Origin of the sequence: Burkholderia sp. AU38729 (assembly GCF_020419725.1) — a bacterium.
Lineage (GTDB): Bacteria > Pseudomonadota > Gammaproteobacteria > Burkholderiales > Burkholderiaceae > Burkholderia.
Window position 1 is genome coordinate 276,687 of the sequence record NZ_JAIZQO010000006.1, and the last position, 17,084, is coordinate 293,770.

A 17,084-nucleotide genomic window follows, 5' to 3' on the forward strand; every position below is an offset into this window, starting at 1 on the left:
CCATGACCGTATTCCGTTCGGCCCGGCCGCTCGACTGGCGGCAGATCGCGGCGGTGGCGGCCGGCGCGCCGCTCGCGCTGACCGACGACGCGCGCGGGCGTGTCGTCGCGGCGCGCGAACTCGTCGACGCCATCGTCGCGCGCGGCATTCGCGCGTATGGCGTCAACACGGGCGTCGGTGCGCTGTGCGACGTGATCGTGTCGCCCGCGCAGCAGGGTACGCTGTCGCGCAACATCCTGATGAGCCACGCGGTCGGCGTCGGTGCGCCGCTCGGTGCGGCGGAAACGCGCGCGATCATCGCGGCCGCGATCAACAACTACGCGCACGGGCATTCCGGCGTGCGGGCCGACATCGTCGACCAGCTGGTCGCGCTGCTCGAGCACGATTGCCTGCCGGAAGTGCCGGCGCACGGGTCGGTCGGCTACCTGACCCACATGGCGCACGTCGCGCTCGTCTGTATCGGCCACGGCCACGCGCGTCATCGCGGCGAACGCGTGCGTGGCGACGAAGCGTTGCGCCGCATCGGCCGCGAGCCGCTGTCGCTCGGCGCCAAGGAGGGGCTGAGCCTCGTCAACGGCACGCCGTGCGTGACGGGGCTCGCCGCGCTCGCGCTCGCCCGCGCGGAGCGGCTGCTCGACTGGGCCGACTGGATCGCGGCGACGAGCTTCGAGAATCTCGGCGGCCAGCTCGCCGCGTTCGATCCGGCCTCGCTGGCGCTGCGCATTTCGCCCGGCATCGGGCACGTCGGCGCGCGCCTGCGAGCGATGCTCGCCGACAGCGCGATGCTCGCCGCGGCGAACGGGCGGCATACGCAGGATCCGCTCAGCCTGCGCACGATTCCGCACGTGCACGGCGCGGCGCGCGACGTGCTGGCGGTCACGGCGGAAGTCGTCGACCGCGAGCTCGCGTCCGTGACCGACAATCCGATCGTCGCGGGCACGCGCGACGCGCCGGCCGTCCATTCGCAGGCGCATGCGGTCGGCGCGGGCATCGCGCTCGCGATGGACAGCCTCGCGGCCGCGATGGCGCAGGTCGCGGCGATTGCCGAGCGGCGGCTCGACCGGCTCGTCAATCCGCTCGTGAGCGGGCTGCCGGCGTTTCTCGCGGCACCGGGCGGCACGTGTTCCGGGTTCATGATCGCGCAGTACACCGCGGTCGCGCTGGTGGCGCAGAACCAGCGGCTTGCCGCGCCCGCGAGCCTCGACGGCGGCATCACGTCGGGCCTGCAGGAAGATCACCTGTGCCATGCGACGCCGGCCGCGCTGAAGGCGCTCGACATCATCGAGAACACCACACGTGTGCTCGCGATCGAGTTGCTGGCCGCCGCGCAGGCGTACGATCTGCAGGAAAACGAAGCATCGCGGGCGGCGCCGACCGACGCGCTGCGGCGATACGTGCGCGAACGCGTGCCGGCGTATCACGACGACCGGCCGCTCGCCGACGACATCGCGAGCGCGGCCGCCATCGTCGCGGGCGTACCGCCGTCGTTGGCGTGACGCAGCGGCGGGGCGGCGGTCGGCAGGTCATCCCATCTTCATTCGATCGAGGGCGCATGAACGAAGCGGAACGATACACGGCGGCCCGGCCGGGGGCGGTACCGGGCGACGACGTGCCGGCGCGCGCGCTGCCGGCCTACCAGCAGATCAAGCGCTACGTGGTGGAGCGGATCGCGAACGGGGACTGGAAGCCCGGCGGCGCGATTCCGACCGAGGCCGAACTGGTCAAGGAGTTCGGCGTGGCGCGGATGACGGTGTCGCGTGCGCTGCGCGAGCTGACCGCCGAGCGTGTGCTGACCCGCATCCAGGGCGCGGGCACCTTCGTCGAGCGCCGTCATTACGAATCGACGGTGCTCGAGATCCGCAACATCGCGGACGAGATCGCCGAGCGCGGCCATCGGCACAGTGCGCGCGTGATGACGCTCGAAAGCAGTGAGGATCCCGAAGCGGTGGAAGCGCTCGGGCTGCGCACGGGGCCGGTGTTTCATTCGCGCATCGTGCATTGCGAGGAGGGCGAGCCGATCCAGTTCGAGGATCGCTACGTCAATCCGGCGCTGTTTCCCGCGTATCTCGAGCAGGATTTCACGGTCGAGACGCCGAACCACTACATGGTGAGGCTCGCGCCGATCCAGCGTGCCGAATTCCGCATCTACGCGCAGAAGCCCGATGCGCAGGTGCGCCGGCACCTCGTGATGGAAATCGGCGAACCGTGCCTGCTGCTGCGGCGGCGCACGTGGGTCGGCGGGCAGGTCGCGACGTCGGTGCAGCTGTGGCATCCGGCGTCACGGTTTCATCTGGCGGGGCGGGTGTAGCCAAGGGGCGGGCCGCTGCTGCCGTTCGACGTCTTCGCCCGAAGGCGTTCGTCGGGGCGGGGCGCGCACCGGCTGCCCGATGCCCGCTCCGTGCGGCCGGCATTCAGGCCGCTTGCGCGTGCCGGTTGACCGGGTACGCGAGCCCGAGATGCTCGCGCAGCGTCGCGCCTTCGTAATCGCGCCGGTAGACGCCGCGTTCCTGCAGGATCGGCACGACCTTCGTCGCGAATTCCGTGAACGCCGTCGGCGTGCCGCCGCGCACGATGAAGCCGTCGGTGGCGCGCGCATCGACCCACGCCTGCAACCCGTCCGCCACCTGCTCGGGCGTGCCGGCGAACGCGGGGCGCGGCGTGGCCGCCTCGAGCGCGACCTCGCGCAGCGTCAGGCCGCGCTCGGCCGCGTCGCGCTTGATCGTGTCGGTGGTGCTGCGGAACTGGTTGCCGCCGAGCTCGCCGAGATCCGGGAACGGCGCGTCGAGCGCGTATTGCGTGAAGTCGTGGTGATCGAAGTAGCGGCCGAGATAGTCGAGCGCGTTGTCGATCGTCACGAGCCGCGCCGTGTCCTGATACTGCGCCTCCGCGTCGGCGGCCGATGCCGCGACGATCACGCTCGTGCCCTGGAACACCTTCAGGCTGTCGGGTGCCCGGCCGCGCGCCGCGAGCCGCTTCTGCACGTCCGCATAGAACGCCTGCGCGAGCCGGATCGTCTCCTGGCGCGTGTAGATCGCATCGGCATGCTCGACCGCGACCCCCTTGCCGTCGTCGGACGCGCCGGCCTGGAACAGGATCGGGCGCCCCTGTCGCGAGCGGCCGATGTTCAGCGGCCCGGCGACCGAGAAGAATTCGCCGGCGTGATTCAGCGTGTGCAGCTTGTCCGGATCGAAGAATACGCCGCTCGCCTTGTCGCGCACGAACGCGTCGTCTTCCCACGAGTCCCACAGCCCCTTCGTCACGGTCAGGAATTCCGATGCGATCCGGTAGCGCAGCGCATGCTCCGGGTGCCTGTCGCGCGAGAAATTCTTCGCCGAGCCTTCGAGCGGCGACGTGACGACGTTCCAGCCGGCCCGGCCGTCGCTCAGGTGGTCGAGGCTCGAGAACTGCCGCGCGACGGTGAACGGATCGCTGTACGACGTCGACAGCGTGCCGACCAGCCCGATCCGCTCGGTGACGAGCGCGAGCGCCGACAGCAGCGTGAGCGGCTCGAAGCGGTTCAGGAAGTGCGGGATCGATTTCGCGTTGATGTGCAGGCCGTCGGCGACGAACAGCAGGTCGAATTTCGCGGCCTCGGCCTGTCGCGCGAGCTCGCGCACGAAGCTCACGTTGATGCTTGCGTCGGCGACCGCGTCCGGATGCCGCCACGCGGACATGTTGCCGGACGCGCCCTGGATGATGGCGCCGAGATGGATCGGGCGGGAGGTAGCGGAAGTCGGTTGGCTCATGACGGGCAGGAACGAGAGAGGGGCGGGTGTCATGCGAACGCGGCGCGCGCGGGCGACGGGCGCGCGTCGGGCAGCATGGGCAGCGCGTCGAGCAGCGACGCGGTGTACGGATGCGACGGCGCGGCGAACACCGTGCCGACCGGGCCGCTTTCGACCACGCGGCCGCGCCGCATCACGAGAATCCGGTCGGCGACGTGATGCACGACGCCGAGATCGTGCGAAATGAACAGCATCGCGGTGCCGTGCTCGGCCTGCAGGTCGGCGAGCAGGTCGAGCACCTGCGCCTGGATCGACACGTCGAGCGCGCTGACGGGTTCGTCCGCGACGAGCAGCGCCGGATTCGGCGCGAACGCGCGCGCGATCGCGACGCGCTGCCGCTGGCCGCCGGACAATTCGCGCGGATAGCGGTCGATGCAGCCGGCGCCGAGCCGCACTTCGTCGAGCAGCTGCAGCACGCGGCGGCGGCGCGCATCGCCGCGCACGCCGATCGCGTCGAGGCTTTCGCCGATGATCTGGCCGACCGAATAGCGCGGGTCGAACGAACTGTACGGGTCCTGCGCGATCAGTTGCAGCCGTGCGCGGCGGGCCCGCCGTGCGGCTTCGGACACGCCGCTCCACGGTTCGCCGTCGAGCGTGACGGTGCCGTGCTCCGGCTCGATCAGGCCGAGCACGATCCGCGCGATCGTCGATTTCCCGGAACCGGATTCGCCGACGATCCCGAGCGTCTCGCCGCGCGCCAGCACGAACGACACGCCGTCCACCGCGACAGGCGCGTCGTGGCTGCCGTAGCGCTTCGTCACCGCGTCGACGGCGAGCACTTTCACGCGGGCGTCGATCCGCTTGGGCGGCAGCGGGATGCGCGCGGCCGCGGCGTCGACATCGGCCTGCGGATCCGCCGCGAGCCGGAACCCGCGCGACGCGGGCGTCGGAATCGCGGCGAGCAACTGGCGCGTGTACGGATGCGCGGGCGCGGTCAGCACGTCGCGCGCCGGCCCCTGTTCGACGACCTGGCCGGCCCGCATCACGAGCACGCGATCGGCGAGTTCGGCGACGACCGCGAGATCGTGGCTGATCAGCAGCAGCGCATCGCCGGCCTCGCGGCGCGCGCGCAGCAGCGACAGGATCTGCCGCTGCACGGTCATGTCGAGCGCCGTGGTCGGCTCGTCGGCGATCAGCAGCGATGCACCGCCGGCGAGCGCGGTGCCGATCAGCACGCGCTGCCGCAAGCCGCCCGACAACTGGTGCGGATACTGCGGCAAGCGCCGTTCGGGCTCGTCGATGCCGACCGAGCGCAGCAGGTCGGCGCTGCGCGCGTGAACGTCGCGCCGCCGCGTATCGTGCAGCGCCTCGGCGACGAGATCGCGCACGCGCCACAGCGGATCGAGCGACACGAGCGCGTCCTGCAGCACGTAGCCGATCCGGCGGCCGCGAATGGCGCGCCAGTCGCGTTCGCGATGGTGGCGCGCATCGGTGCCGGCGATCTCGAGGCGTTCGGCGTCCACCACGGCGTGCGGGCCGTTCAGCCCGACGAGGCTGCGTGCGGTGACCGACTTGCCGGAACCCGACTCGCCGACGAGCGCGACGCATTCGCCGGCATGGACGACGAGGTCGAGCGGCCCGACGACGGGGCGCGTGCCGCGCGGGCCGCGGAACCCGATCGTCAGGCGTTCGACGTGGACGAGCGGCGTGGCGTGCGGTGCCGGTGCGAGGGTCGTCATGTCGTCTCCCGGCGTTCGAAGCGAGCCTGCCAGTAGCCGCCGAGCGCATTCACGGCGACGACGGCCGCGGTGATCGCGAGGCCGGGCCAGACCGCGATCCACCACGCGTTGTACAGGTAGTTGCGGCCCTCGGCGAGCATCAGCCCCCACTCGGCGGCGGGCGGCTGCGGCCCCATGCCGAGGAAGCTCAGCCCCGAAGCGCCGATGATCGCGGTGCCGAGCCCGACGGTCGCGAGCACCGGCACCTGCGCGATCGCGTGCGGCAGTACGTGGCGCCACACCAGCACCGCCGGCGCGAGGCCGAGCGTGCGTGCCTGCTCGACGTAGCCGGAGCCGGCGACGACGAAGGTCTGCGCACGCACCACGCGCGCGAAACGCGGCACCGACGCGACGCCGAGCGCGAACACGAGGTTCGTGGCGCCCGGGCCGGTAAACGAGATCAGCATCAGCGCGAGCAGCAGGTCGGGGAACGCGGACACGACGTCGAGAAAGCGCGAGATCAGTTCGTCGAGCCAGCCGCGCGCGAGGCCCGCGAACAGCCCGAGCGCGGTGCCGAACAGCGTCGCGACCGCGATCGACGCCGCGCTGATCGACAGCGAGTAGCGGGCGCCGTAGACGACCCGCGAAAAGATGTCGCGGCCGAGCTGGTCGGTGCCGAGCCAGTGTTCGGCACTGCTGCCGAGCTGCGCGGCCAGCGGATCGGCGGCCAGCGGGTCGTAGCGCGCGAGCCAGCCGGGGGCGATCACGGCGGCCGCATTCAGCAGCAGGTAGACGGCCGCGAGCGCGAGGCCCGGATGGCGGCGCAGCCAGCCGGCCGCGCCGATTGGCGCGCGCGGGCGCCACGGCAGGTCGAGGGGCGTGGACATCGGTGTCTCCGGTTCAATGCCGTGCGCGGCGGTCGCGCAGGCGGGGGTCGATCAGCAGGTAGAGCAGGTCGACGGCGGTGCTGAGCGCGACATAGATCGCCGCCGACAGGATCGCGATCGCGAGGATCACCGGCATGTCCTTCGACAGCACCGCGTCGACGGTGATCTTGCCGAGGCCGGGCCGGCCGAACACCTGCTCGGTGATCACCGCGCCGCTCAGCAGCCCGCCGACGAGCCAGCCGGCGAGCGTGACGGCGGGCAGCGCCGCGTGGCGCAGCGCGTGCCGCACGCGCAGCGCGAGCCCGCCGATGCCCCACGAGCGCACCGTCAGCGCATACGGCTCGTCGAGCGCGCGCTCGATGCCCTGGCGCAGCACGCGGCCGATCACCGCGCCCTGCGCGAGCCCGAGCGACAGCGCCGGCAGCACGAGCGACGCAAAGCCGCGATCGCCGGCGACCGGGAACAGCTTCAGCGTGAAGCTGAACACGAACAGCAGCATGATCCCGAGCCAGAACGACGGCGTCGACGCGAGCAGCAGCTCGACGCCGGACGCCGCCCGCCCGGCCCAGCGGCGGCCGGCCGTCAGCACCGCGAGGCCGACCGCGAACACGAGCGTCACGACGAGCGCCGCACCCGTCAGCTTCAGCGTCGGCCACAGCTGGCCGATCACGAGCGGCGCGACGTCGGTGTTCAGGATGTAGGAGCGGCCGAAGTCGGCGTGCAGCACCCGCCACAGGTAGTGCAGGTATTGCAGCGGCAGCGGTTCGTCGAGCCCCCATTCCCGGCGGATCGCGGCTTCGATCTGCGGTGTGCTCAGCTGCTCGCCGATCAGGATGCTGACGATGTCGCCGGGCGCGACGTGCACGGCCGCGAACGACAGCGTGATCGCGGCCCACAGCACCAGTACGCCGGTGGCGAGCCGCGTCGCCACCGGCGAGCGCAGCACGCGGCGCCACGCGGCCGGCGACGAGGCGGGCGGCGCGGCGGGCGTGGGCGCCGCGGCGTCTTGAACGGAAACAGGGACGGCGCTCGGATGGTTCATGCTCGGCTTCTCCTGCCGGTGCCGCGCGCGGCGGACCGATGTGGCTGGCTCGCTTACTTTTTCACCCACACGTCGTACGGGTTCTCGGGCATCTGCGCGAACGGGCGGAAGCGCAGGCCCTGGACGGCCTTCGCGGCGGCGATCTGGTCCTCCGGTTCGTACAGCGGCACCGCGTACGCCTGCTCGTTGATCGCGAAGTGCTGCAGCTCGCCGTACAGCGTCTTGCGCTCCGCGACGTTCTGCGTGCGCGCGGCCGCCTGCAGCCAGCGCGTCAGTTCCGGCGCCGCCGCGCGGCTGTAGTTCAGCGCGCCGCCGCGATCGACGGGCAGGTAGTGGCCCTCGATGTCGATGCCGTCCGGCGGCGTGTTCGAGTTCGCGATCGAGCCGAACTTGCCGGTCTTGCGCGCCTCGACGTACGTGCCGTCGTCGACGTACTGGATCTTCAGGTCGACGCCGAGCCGCTGCCGCGCCTGCGCCTGCAGCGCCTGCAGCAGCACGTCGCGCTGGTCGCGCACGGTCGCCTGCGCCTGGATCACCGCGATCGTCAGCCGTTCGCCGTTCTTCGTGCGGTAGCCGCCGCTGTCGCGTGCGCGCCAGCCGGCCTCGTCGAGCAACTGGTTGGCAAGCTTCGGATTGTTGCCGTAGGTCTTTTCGATGCGCGCGTCGTAGAGCGGGTCGATCGGCGACGTGATGCCCCATGCGCGCGTGCGCTCGCCGCGATAGATCGACTGCACGATGCCGGTCGTATCGAGCCCTTCGAGCAGCGCGCGGCGCACCTTCACGTCCTGCGTGGGGCCGTAGCCGACGTTCAGGAACAGCGAGTACGGCGTGCCGGTGTTCAGCGCGTGCTGGTAGGTGAAGTCCGGGTTCTTGCGGATCAACGCCGCGTCGTTGCCGGATACGCCTTCGATCACGTCGACCTGGCCGGACAGCAGCGCGCCGGTGCGCACCGACGATTCCGGCAGGAACCGGTAGACGATCCGGTCGAGGTAAGCCGGGCCTTGATGGCCCGCTGTCGGCGGCGCCCAGCGATAGTCGGGATTCCTCGCGAATTCGATTTCCTGCCCCTTCACGTAGCGGCGCAGGATGAACGGGCCGGTGCCGGCGACGTCGGTGCCGCCCGACTTCAGGCCCGGCCGGTCGAACGCGTTCGGCGACAGCAGCGCGAACCGGCCGGCAAAGGTCAGGAATGGCGCATACGGCGCGTCGAGCGTGATCACGACCGTGCGCGCGTCCGGCGTCTTCACGTCCGCGACGTGCAGGATCTGCCCCGCGAGCTGGCTGCCGCCCGAATAGGCCGGATTGCGTGCGTTCAGGAAGTTGCGCGCGACGGCCTGCGCGTCGAGCGGCGCGCCGTCGCTGAACTTCACGCCGTCGCGCAGCGTGAACGTGTAGGTCTTGCCGTCGGGCGACACCTTGTAGCCGGTCGCGAGCCACGGCACGAAGCTGCCGTCCGGCTTGCGCGCGAGCAGGCTCTCATACACGTTGCGCAGCAGCAGCTCGACCTTGTCCTGGCCGTTCAATTGCGGATTCAGCGTGCGCGGCTCGGATTCGACGCCCCAGGTCAGCGTGCCGCCCGTGACGGGCGTGCCCTGGGCGAACGCCGCGGGCGGCAAGGCGAGGGCGAACAGCAGCGCGGCCGATGCCGTGCGGCGCGACGCGCGGAGCGTGGAATCCGGAAAAGCGAAGGTCATGCGGGGCAATCCTTTACAAGTGGCATGGCGGGTGGAACGGGGCACGACGAAGCGCGGTGCGGGACAGGTGTCGAAACGGCGCGCGTGGAACGTCATGCGCTGGCGCGAAGACGCTCGACGCCCTGAGCGGCATCCGCCGCCGGCGGTTCCCGGTAGAGATCCGGGATCAGGATCTTTCTCAGCCAGACGAGCGGCGTGCCGAGCGTGTTCGTCGAGCGGTCGAACGCGACATAGCCTTGCCGCTCGTAGTACGGCTGCAGCCACGGATGATTGGTCGCGGTCGCGAGATAGGTCGCGGGCGCCTTGACCTGTCCGGTCAGGAATTGCGCTTCGACGTGGCCGAGCAGGGCGAGGCCGAGCCCCTGCCGCTTGAACGCGGGCGCCACCGCGAACCAGTGCAGGAACGGATACGGCGTGCGGGGGCGCTCGCCGGATACCCACGGGAACCGCACGGTCAGCGTCGCGGCAGGCGCGCGGCGGCCGTCGGCGTCCGCGCGCTCGAGCACGAAGGTCGTTTCGCGCGCAACGGTCTGCGCGACGTGCTCGATCGGCGAGCGAATGATGTTGAAGTGCACGCCCTGCGGCACGAGCGGCGCATACGCGTCCTGCAGCAATGCATAAAGGGCCGGCACGTCGTCGGCGCCGGCAATGCGGATCGTATCGGTCATCGTGCGGCGCCTTCGAGATCGGGTTGACGGGTGACGGCGGCGGTGTGCGGTGCATGCGGCGTTTCTTCGGTCGCGCGTCGTGACGCCGCCAGGTCATTGCCGTCAGCCGATGCACCGGCCAGCAGCCGCAGCGACACAATCCTCGGTGCTGCATCGGCAAGCGGCGTGTCGACGACGAATTCCGCGATCCCGTGGCGGCGATGCAGCACGTCGAGTTCGCGCAGCACGTCCTCGCGCGTGCCGTGCACGATCCGCGTCTCGCGGGCGTCGATCCGATGCGGCCCGTCGCCCGCCTGACGGATGTACGCGTGCGCCTGTTCGAGACTGCCGACGTTGACCGCCGGCGTGTCGCCCACTTGCACGCGAAAGCCCTGATGCCCGCTCGCGAGTCGCGCGGCCGCTTCGCGCGTGGCGGCGACGATCACGGATACGGCGAGCAGCGGCGTGCGGCCCCCGGATGCGCGGCGGTATGCGTCGAAGCTCCGTTCCAGATCGGCGGTGGCTGCGTTGAGGTGCGACGCATAGACGAACGCCCAGCCGAGCTGGGCGGCCAGCGCGGCGCTTTCGGCGCTCGCGCCGAGCAGGAACGGTTGGGCGGCGACGGGCGGAAACGGTGTCGCGTGCAGCGTGGCGGCTTCGTTCTCCGCGTCGCCCGGCGGCGTGTGGTTACCGTCGAGATGGCGCTTCAGCTCGGCGGCGAGTTCGGCGAACGACGCGCGTCGCGCCGGGTCGTAGCCGGCTTGCAGCGCGCGCGTCGACAACGGCAGCCCGCCCGGCGCCTTGCCGATGCCGAGATCGACACGATCCGGTGCAAGTGACGCGAGCAGGTTGAAGTTCTCGGCGATCTTGTACGGGCTGTAGTGCTGCAGCATCACGCCGCCCGATCCGACACGAATTCGGCGAGTGTGGGCGAGCACATGCGCGATCAGGATTTCCGGCGACGGGCACGCGAGCGCGGCCGTGTTGTGATGCTCGGCGAGCCAGTAGCGGTGATAACCCGCGTCGTCGGCGAAGCGGGCGAGCGACACGCTGCGCGCGAGTGCGTCGGCGGCGGTTTCGCCCGGTGCGACGGGGCTCTTGTCGAGCACGCTCAGGCGAAACGGGAGGGCGGACAATGCAGCGGCGGAATGAGGGGCGTCGGACGTCATGAGGGTGCGACCGGCGCGGTTCGAAGCGGCACGATCAACGGGTTAGGCATGCCGGATTATTTTTCGACGCCGTTTGCCCGGTCAAACAATCAAGAAGAATATCGAAAGCCGAAAATATTCGTTCCGGCCCACCGGGTGGCTTGCGTTATGGTCGATGGCTGCGCGCCTTGCGGCGCACGCATGGACCCCGCCGGACGCCCCGGCGCGCGATCGTCGGCAGCATGGTGCCGGCGCGGGTCCGTCGATCGAACGCAATCGTGGGGAATACGAATGAACGAGCGAATCATGTCAACCGGCCGACCTGACGCGCATGCCGGAGCCGCATCATGAGCGAGACACGCAGACGGCTGAAGACGCTCGTCGGTGCCGCGAGCGTGCTGGCTGCGCCGGGCGATGCGGATCCCGCGCAAGGCATGCGTCGCGCGGCGGCGCTCGCGCGCAAGGCGGAAGCCGAGAAGATCACCGGCCTCTTCACGGCCGACCTGTTGCAGGCCGATCCGGCCGGGCTCGCCGGCAGCACCGGCAGCCAGGAGCCGATCGTCGCGCTGGCCGCGCTGAGCCAGGCGACGTCGTCGATCGGGCTCGTCGCGACGGTGTCGACCACGTATCACCATCCGTACAATCTCGCGCGGCTGATCGGCACGCTCGATCACGTGAGCGGCGGCCGCGCCGCGTGGAACGCGGTGACGTCGTCGGTCGGCGAGGAGAATTTCGGCGACGCCGCATTGCCCGACCCGGAGCAGCGCTATGCGCGCGCCGCCGAATTCGTCGAAGTCGTCAACGCGCTGTTCGACGCGAACGCTCCCGACGCGGTGCGACGCACGCCGAGCGGCGGCGTGTCGGTCGATCCGCTCAAGCTCGGGCCGATCGATTATCGTGGCGCGCACTTCCAGGTGCAGGGGCCGTTGAACGTGCCGCCTTCGCCGCAGCGGCGTCCCGTGCTGTTTCAGGCGGGGCAGTCGGCGAGCGGCGTGACGCTCGGCGCGCGGTTTGCGGAAGTCGTCTACACGTCGCAGCCGACGCTCGAGGATGCGCGCACGTTCGTCGGCGAACTGCACCGGCAGGCGGCGGCATTCGGCCGGGCAGGGCGGCTGCCGCTCGTGATGAACTCGTTCCACTCGGTGATCGGCGAATCCGACGCCGACGTCGCGCGACGGCTGCGCGACAAGCATGAACGCATTGATTACGAGCAAGGCCGGCTGAAGCTCGCCGACATGCTCGGCGGCGGCGTCGACCTGCGCGACCTGCCGCTCGACCAGCCGTTGCCGGGATCGCTGCTGCCGGCGATCGACAGCGTGCATCGCCGGCGCGGCCGCGTCGCGATTTTCGTCGGCTATGCGCGGCAGCGCCTGACGTTGCGCGAGCTGATCATCCGCGCCCAGGAAACCGGCCACTGGTTCGTCGCGGGCACCCCCGAACAGCTCGCCGATGCGATCGAAACGCGTTATCGCGCGGGGCTCGTCGACGTGCTGTCGCTGCACGGGCTCGGGCAGCCCGACCAGGAGGACCTGCTGCTCAACGGGCTGCTGCCCGAATTGCGCCGGCGCAACCTGCTCGATACCGATTACCTCGGCGACGATTTCCGCACGAACCTGGGATTGCCGGCCTTGCAGCGCGAGACCGCGACGGCTTGAACGGCCAAACGGCGAGCAGGCGGCGCGTGTACGATGGCGGGACGGCGCTTCCGCCATCCTCGCGCCGCAACATCGACGCAAGGATGCTGATGTGAATCACGAGATCACGACGCTCGCGCAACTCGAGGCCATCTACGGGACGCCGCACGAACGTGCACTGTGGAAGGAAATCGACCACCTGAACGACGACTACCAGGCGTTCGTGCGCGCGTCGCCATTCGTCGCGCTGTCGTCGGTCGGGCCGCACGGCACCGATGTTTCACCGCGCGGCGATGTGGCGGGATTCGTGTCGATCGTCGATCCGAAGACGCTCGCGCTGCCGGATCGGCCGGGCAACAACCGGATCGATACGCTGCGCAATATCGTGGCCGATCCGCGCGTGTCGCTGCTGTTCCTGATTCCCGGCGTCGGCGAGACGTTGCGCGTGAACGGCCGCGCGACGATCAGCGCCGAGCCCGGCTTGCTCGCGCGCTTTGCCGTCGACGGGAAGGCGCCGCGCACGGTGGTGCTGATCCACATCGACGCGGCTTATTTCCATTGCTCGAAGGCGATCGTGCGTTCGCGGCTCTGGGATTCGGGTACTCGGATCGAACGTGATCAGCTGCCGAGCGCGGGTGCGATGCATCGGCGATTAAGCGGCGGTACGTTCGACGGCGAATCGTACGATCGCGACCTCCCGGCGCGCACGGTCGCCGGGCTGTACTGAGTGCGCGAGAGGCGATCCGCGCGCGCATCGGTGCGGATCGTCCGCCCGGATCGGGCGTCGCATTTCGCGATCGCATTGAACGACTGAAGTCGGATGAGACCCGGCGGCGGAGGCCGGGAACGGCTACTTCACGCGCCGGCATCTGCCTGTTGTTCGCCCGGAAACCGCGACCCGCAGCGATACCTGGCCGCGGGCCGCGCTTCGATGCGCGATCACGCAGCCGTCAAGCGTGACGCCGCGCACCGCATTCGCCGCAGAACAGGTCGTCGGCGGCCATCGGCTTGTGGCACTGCGCGCAGGCTGAGGCATCGTCCGCGGCGGCCGATTCCGCATCCGACGCCGGCAGCGATGCCGTCCCCGCTGCGGCCGCCGTGCTGGCAGCATGCGAGTCGCGTGCTTTCGCAAGGTGATCGGCCGCGCGTTCGCGTGCCTGTTCGGCGTGGCGTTTCGCGTCCGCGACGTGCTGGCTCAGCTTCTCTTCCGTTGCGGAGAAATCGACACCGCTGACCGTCTGCAGATAGATGAGGCACGTGCCGTTGACGAACGTCAGGAATGGAATCACGAGACCGATCGCGATCAGCAGGCCGTTGCCGAAGCCGTACGCGCCCAGGTAGGCCATGCTGCGGTAGTCGAATCCGCCTCCTGCCGCATCCATGCCAAGGCCGTAGGTGCTGGCATGCCGGCCGAGGCCGCTCATGCCCATCAGGCCGCCCAGCGGGCTGGTGCCGGTTGCCGCCGAGATCGACGATGCGATCGCGGCGCCGGTGCCGAGAATGCCGAACACGATGGCGGACAGGACACCGACGAGCAGCAGCAGCCCGAACATCCGGACGATCACGCCGAGCAGCTGGCGGCGGCCGATCTGCAGCAGGCGCGCGGCGGTCTGCAGCGTCGAGTTGCCTTGCCAGATGGCGGGCGCGGCGAGCGGATAGCCGACGTACCCCATGCCGGCGAAGATCGCGCCCGCGGCGATCGCCGCGACCGGATACGCGATCGCGTACAGCAGCGGGCCGACGCCGGGGATCTTGCAGATCAGGAACACGATCAGCAGCGCGAGCAGCAGCAGGATCCAGCCGACCACGAGCAGCACGCCGATGCCGACGAGGCGATGGACGCTGAACGTCGCCTGCAGCAGCGCATCGACGAATCCGACCGACTCACCCTGTGCATCGCGCATCAGCACGATGCCGACCGCGGAATAGCCGATCAGCGAGATCGCGAGCGTCGCGATGACGAACAGCAGGCCGAGCACGGGGCTGTGACCGATCACCTGGATCGTGAGCATGACCATCAGCATGCTCGCGACGATTGCAAAGGCGCACATCGCGAGTGCGCGCCAGTTCGTGACGGCCTCGGCGGCGCGCAGCAGGCCGAACTTTCCCGACACGGGGGCTTGATCGAGCGTTGACATCGTTGAATCTCCTTGCAGGTGCGGGCCGGTCAGTGAGCGGTGGGGGCGTCGAGCAGCGCGACGACGGTGACGCCGTCGACCTGCGCGAGCTGGATGCTGGATTGCCGGGTCGAGCCCGGCTTGCCGTTCAGGTAGACCTGGCTTTTCAGCGTGTACGTGCCTTGCGGCGCACCCGACGGCAGTTTCAGCGTGAAGCTGTTGTCGAATTCGCCGCTGCCCGGCGTCGCGTTGACGATCTTCTCGCCGCGCTTGAACTGCTCGCCCGACGGCGCGTAGACGGTCACGACTTCCTTCACTTCCTGGACGGGCTCGTTCGTGCCGGACACCGCGCGAATCTGCGAGGCCAGCTTGATCGGCTCGCCGGCCTTGACCGCCGAGCGCGGCGTTACAACCGTGGTGTAGGCGTCGATCTTCGCGTAGGGCGGCAGGTTGTTGCGGTTGTTCGCGCGGTAATCGCGATCGACTTCGGCCGCCGTCTTCGTCTGCCGCGTCGCGACTTCGATCACGGCGCACGCGGCGAGCCCGGCAACCGCGCCGCCGATCGCGCCCTTGGTGCCGCCGATCAGCGCACCGACCAGCGCGCCGCCGGCGCCGAGCGCGGTACAGCGCAACACGGATTCGGACGAAATCCCGCCGGTGCCGTTCTGGGTGGCGCAGCCGCTGGCGAGCAAGGTGACCGCGCAGGCCGCGGCGAGGGTCTTCTGGATTGTCATGTCGGTTTTCTCCGGCGCTTCATTCAAGTGTGCTGTTGTTGCGCAGTGCATCCATCTGCCGCGCCTTTGCCTTGGCGATCAACGTCTTCGCCGGACGGTTGCCCGGCTCGATCGCCAGGACGCTTTCCGCTGTCGCGATCGCCTTGTCGTACTGGCCGTGCGTCAGGTCGCCCTGCGCGCGTTTCAGCAGGCCGTCGACGGCGGGCGCGGCAGGGTTGGCCGCCGCGGACGGGCGGGCCGGCGGTGTCGGGTGCGGCTTGTTGCGCGGCGCCTCTGCAACGGTGGCGGGGGCCGGGGTGGTCGGCGTGGGCGTGTCGTCCTGCAGTTTCGCGAAGGGCGACGGTTGCTGCGCGTTCGCGGATGCCGGCGGCGCGTTCGACGCTGGTGGCGTCGCGGGTACCGGGGCCGTCGTGACATTCGTGACGACGGCCGGGCCCGACGCGGGCGCGGTCATGGCGGCGGCCGTATCGGTCGGCGCGGACGCCGGTGCGTCGGGCGGTGTCGTCGCAACAGTCGCGCCGGTGGAGGCGGAACCCGGTTCCGTGATGTCCGATGCGGCGTTGGCCGTGAACGCAGGAACCGTGGATGCAGCAACCGGTTCGGGCGTTGCAGGTGCGCTCGCCTGGCGGCCGTGCCACCAGAACGCACCACCCGCGCAGGCGACGGCGACCGCGACGCCGGCTGCGACGATCTTGAGTCTTGCAGACGTAGCGTCGTTCGTCGTCGGGGTCTGCGGTTTCGGCGGCGGCACGACACCGGAATGGGGACGCATGGGTTCGGCCGACGCCGACGTTACATCGTCATCCGGTACGTCGTGAAGCTTGGCAGTCGCATCGACCCCGTCTGTATCGTCGTCGGCGAGTGCCGCAGCGGTATTCGTCGATACGCCCGCAGGAGCGGGTTGCGCATCCGTACCGACAGGCGAGGCTTGCGACGCAGCGACCGCGTCGCCCCGCTGGTCTGCCGCTGCGATAGGCGTGGCAGTGGCCGCGGCGTCGTGCGATTGCAGCGGTGCGTTCGCACGACCCGATACCGGATCGGCGATGTTCGCGACGTGCGCGAGGTCGTTCCCTGCAGTGTTCGCCGCGATCGATTCGACGCTGATGTCCGCTTGCGTATCTTGCGCGTCGACGGTGACGTAGGCAGATTCGTGAGCGGATCCAGCGGCCACGTGCGCGGGCTGCAGTGCGGGCTCGGCCGGCGGCGCGGGCACTTCCGCCTCGATCGCACCGGCGTCATTGACCGATGCGACGGGTGTCCCGCACTTGTTGCAGAAACGCTGGTTCGGCGTCAGCGCGGCGTGGCAGTTCCGGCACGGTGCGCAGGCCGCTTCGGTCCGGATGGCCACAACCGGCGTTCCGCATTGCTTGCAGAACTTGAGACCGCCGGGCAGATCGGTTCCGCAGTGGGTACACGCAGTCATAATTCAGTAATCCTATTCTTTTGATCGATCGACGTGACGACGCCGTGCGGGCATGCGCACGTTTGTCCGAATCACGGGATGGCGGCGTACCGGCCGCGTGCTACGAAGGCGAGCGACGCGGGACGGGCCGTTCAGCGCGCGATATCAGTCGGAATGGGTTCGGCCGCGCGGAAAGTGTCGGCGTAGAGAAGAAGAGATCCGGCCGACGTGATTGGAACGTGTGGCCCAACGGATCCGGATGCCCCGGTATTGAATGGCGAGTTCAAGCTTTCCCCGTATCAGTCGCCGGATTGAATCCGGCTGACTGTTTTCATT

Annotated in this window: 14 protein-coding genes; 4 read left to right on the forward strand and 10 right to left on the reverse strand. The window is 69.9% G+C overall.

The features are described 5' to 3' along the window. Positions 1 to 2 precede the first annotated feature (2 nt). Together LGM56_RS18150 and hutC are read left to right on the forward strand one after the other, a co-directional pair. Complete coding sequence (locus tag LGM56_RS18150; protein WP_226206157.1) at positions 3 to 1,496, forward strand: HAL/PAL/TAL family ammonia-lyase; 1,494 nt, start codon at positions 3 to 5, stop codon at positions 1,494 to 1,496. A 56-nt stretch (positions 1,497 to 1,552) separates the two neighbouring features. Then, positions 1,553 to 2,308, forward strand: coding sequence for a histidine utilization repressor (hutC, locus tag LGM56_RS18155; RefSeq protein ID WP_089443948.1), 756 nt, complete (start codon positions 1,553 to 1,555; stop codon positions 2,306 to 2,308). Between the two features lie 103 nt (positions 2,309 to 2,411). Here hutC and LGM56_RS18160 read toward each other — a convergent pair whose 3' ends face one another. The 7 genes from LGM56_RS18160 to LGM56_RS18190 form a co-directional block, all read right to left on the reverse strand. Continuing rightward, positions 2,412 to 3,746, reverse strand: a complete 1,335-nt coding sequence (locus tag LGM56_RS18160) for an LLM class flavin-dependent oxidoreductase (protein ID WP_226206158.1) — start codon at positions 3,744 to 3,746, stop codon at positions 2,412 to 2,414. Between the two features lie 29 nt (positions 3,747 to 3,775). Further along, on the reverse strand, positions 3,776 to 5,464 hold the full coding sequence (locus tag LGM56_RS18165) for a dipeptide ABC transporter ATP-binding protein (protein WP_226206159.1): 1,689 nt from the start codon (positions 5,462 to 5,464) through the stop codon (positions 3,776 to 3,778). Beyond that, complete coding sequence (locus LGM56_RS18170) at positions 5,461 to 6,330, reverse strand: ABC transporter permease (protein WP_089498445.1); 870 nt, start codon at positions 6,328 to 6,330, stop codon at positions 5,461 to 5,463. The genes LGM56_RS18165 and LGM56_RS18170 overlap by 4 nt, the downstream gene beginning before the upstream one ends. Positions 6,331 to 6,343: 13 nt before the next feature. Beyond that, positions 6,344 to 7,372 carry an ABC transporter permease gene (locus LGM56_RS18175; protein ID WP_226206160.1) on the reverse strand — a complete coding sequence of 343 codons (1,029 nt, stop codon included), beginning with the start codon at positions 7,370 to 7,372 and terminating at the stop codon, positions 6,344 to 6,346. 53 nt (positions 7,373 to 7,425) lie between these two features. After that, positions 7,426 to 9,066 (reverse strand): ABC transporter substrate-binding protein, encoded by a 1,641-nt coding sequence (locus LGM56_RS18180; protein WP_089498447.1) that lies wholly within the window; start codon positions 9,064 to 9,066, stop codon positions 7,426 to 7,428. A 92-nt stretch (positions 9,067 to 9,158) separates the two neighbouring features. After that, positions 9,159 to 9,734: a GNAT family N-acetyltransferase gene (locus LGM56_RS18185; protein ID WP_226206161.1), complete on the reverse strand. Its 576-nt coding sequence runs from the start codon at positions 9,732 to 9,734 to the stop codon at positions 9,159 to 9,161. Further along, complete coding sequence (locus LGM56_RS18190; RefSeq protein WP_226206162.1) at positions 9,731 to 10,882, reverse strand: MsnO8 family LLM class oxidoreductase; 1,152 nt, start codon at positions 10,880 to 10,882, stop codon at positions 9,731 to 9,733. The genes LGM56_RS18185 and LGM56_RS18190 overlap by 4 nt, the downstream gene beginning before the upstream one ends. A gap of 326 nt (positions 10,883 to 11,208) precedes the next feature. Between LGM56_RS18190 and LGM56_RS18195 the strand changes: the two genes are divergently transcribed. Together LGM56_RS18195 and LGM56_RS18200 are read left to right on the forward strand one after the other, a co-directional pair. Then, a complete protein-coding gene (locus LGM56_RS18195) occupies positions 11,209 to 12,516 on the forward strand; it encodes an NtaA/DmoA family FMN-dependent monooxygenase (protein ID WP_226206164.1) in 1,308 nt (435 codons plus the stop codon). A 91-nt stretch (positions 12,517 to 12,607) separates the two neighbouring features. Continuing rightward, complete coding sequence (locus LGM56_RS18200) at positions 12,608 to 13,222, forward strand: pyridoxamine 5'-phosphate oxidase family protein (RefSeq protein ID WP_226206166.1); 615 nt, start codon at positions 12,608 to 12,610, stop codon at positions 13,220 to 13,222. A gap of 223 nt (positions 13,223 to 13,445) precedes the next feature. Here the strand turns inward: LGM56_RS18200 and LGM56_RS18205 are convergent, their stop codons facing one another. The 3 genes from LGM56_RS18205 to LGM56_RS18215 are packed head-to-tail and all read right to left on the reverse strand — an operon-like array spanning position 13,446 to position 16,769. Then, positions 13,446 to 14,633: a hypothetical protein gene (locus LGM56_RS18205; RefSeq protein ID WP_226206168.1), complete on the reverse strand. Its 1,188-nt coding sequence runs from the start codon at positions 14,631 to 14,633 to the stop codon at positions 13,446 to 13,448. 29 nt (positions 14,634 to 14,662) lie between these two features. After that, entirely contained in the window at positions 14,663 to 15,346 is a 684-nt protein-coding gene (locus LGM56_RS18210) for a hypothetical protein (protein ID WP_226206170.1), read from the reverse strand. Positions 15,347 to 15,365: 19 nt separating this feature from the next. Further along, positions 15,366 to 16,769: a zinc ribbon domain-containing protein gene (locus LGM56_RS18215; protein ID WP_226206172.1), complete on the reverse strand. Its 1,404-nt coding sequence runs from the start codon at positions 16,767 to 16,769 to the stop codon at positions 15,366 to 15,368. Between the last annotated feature and the right edge of the window lie 315 nt (positions 16,770 to 17,084).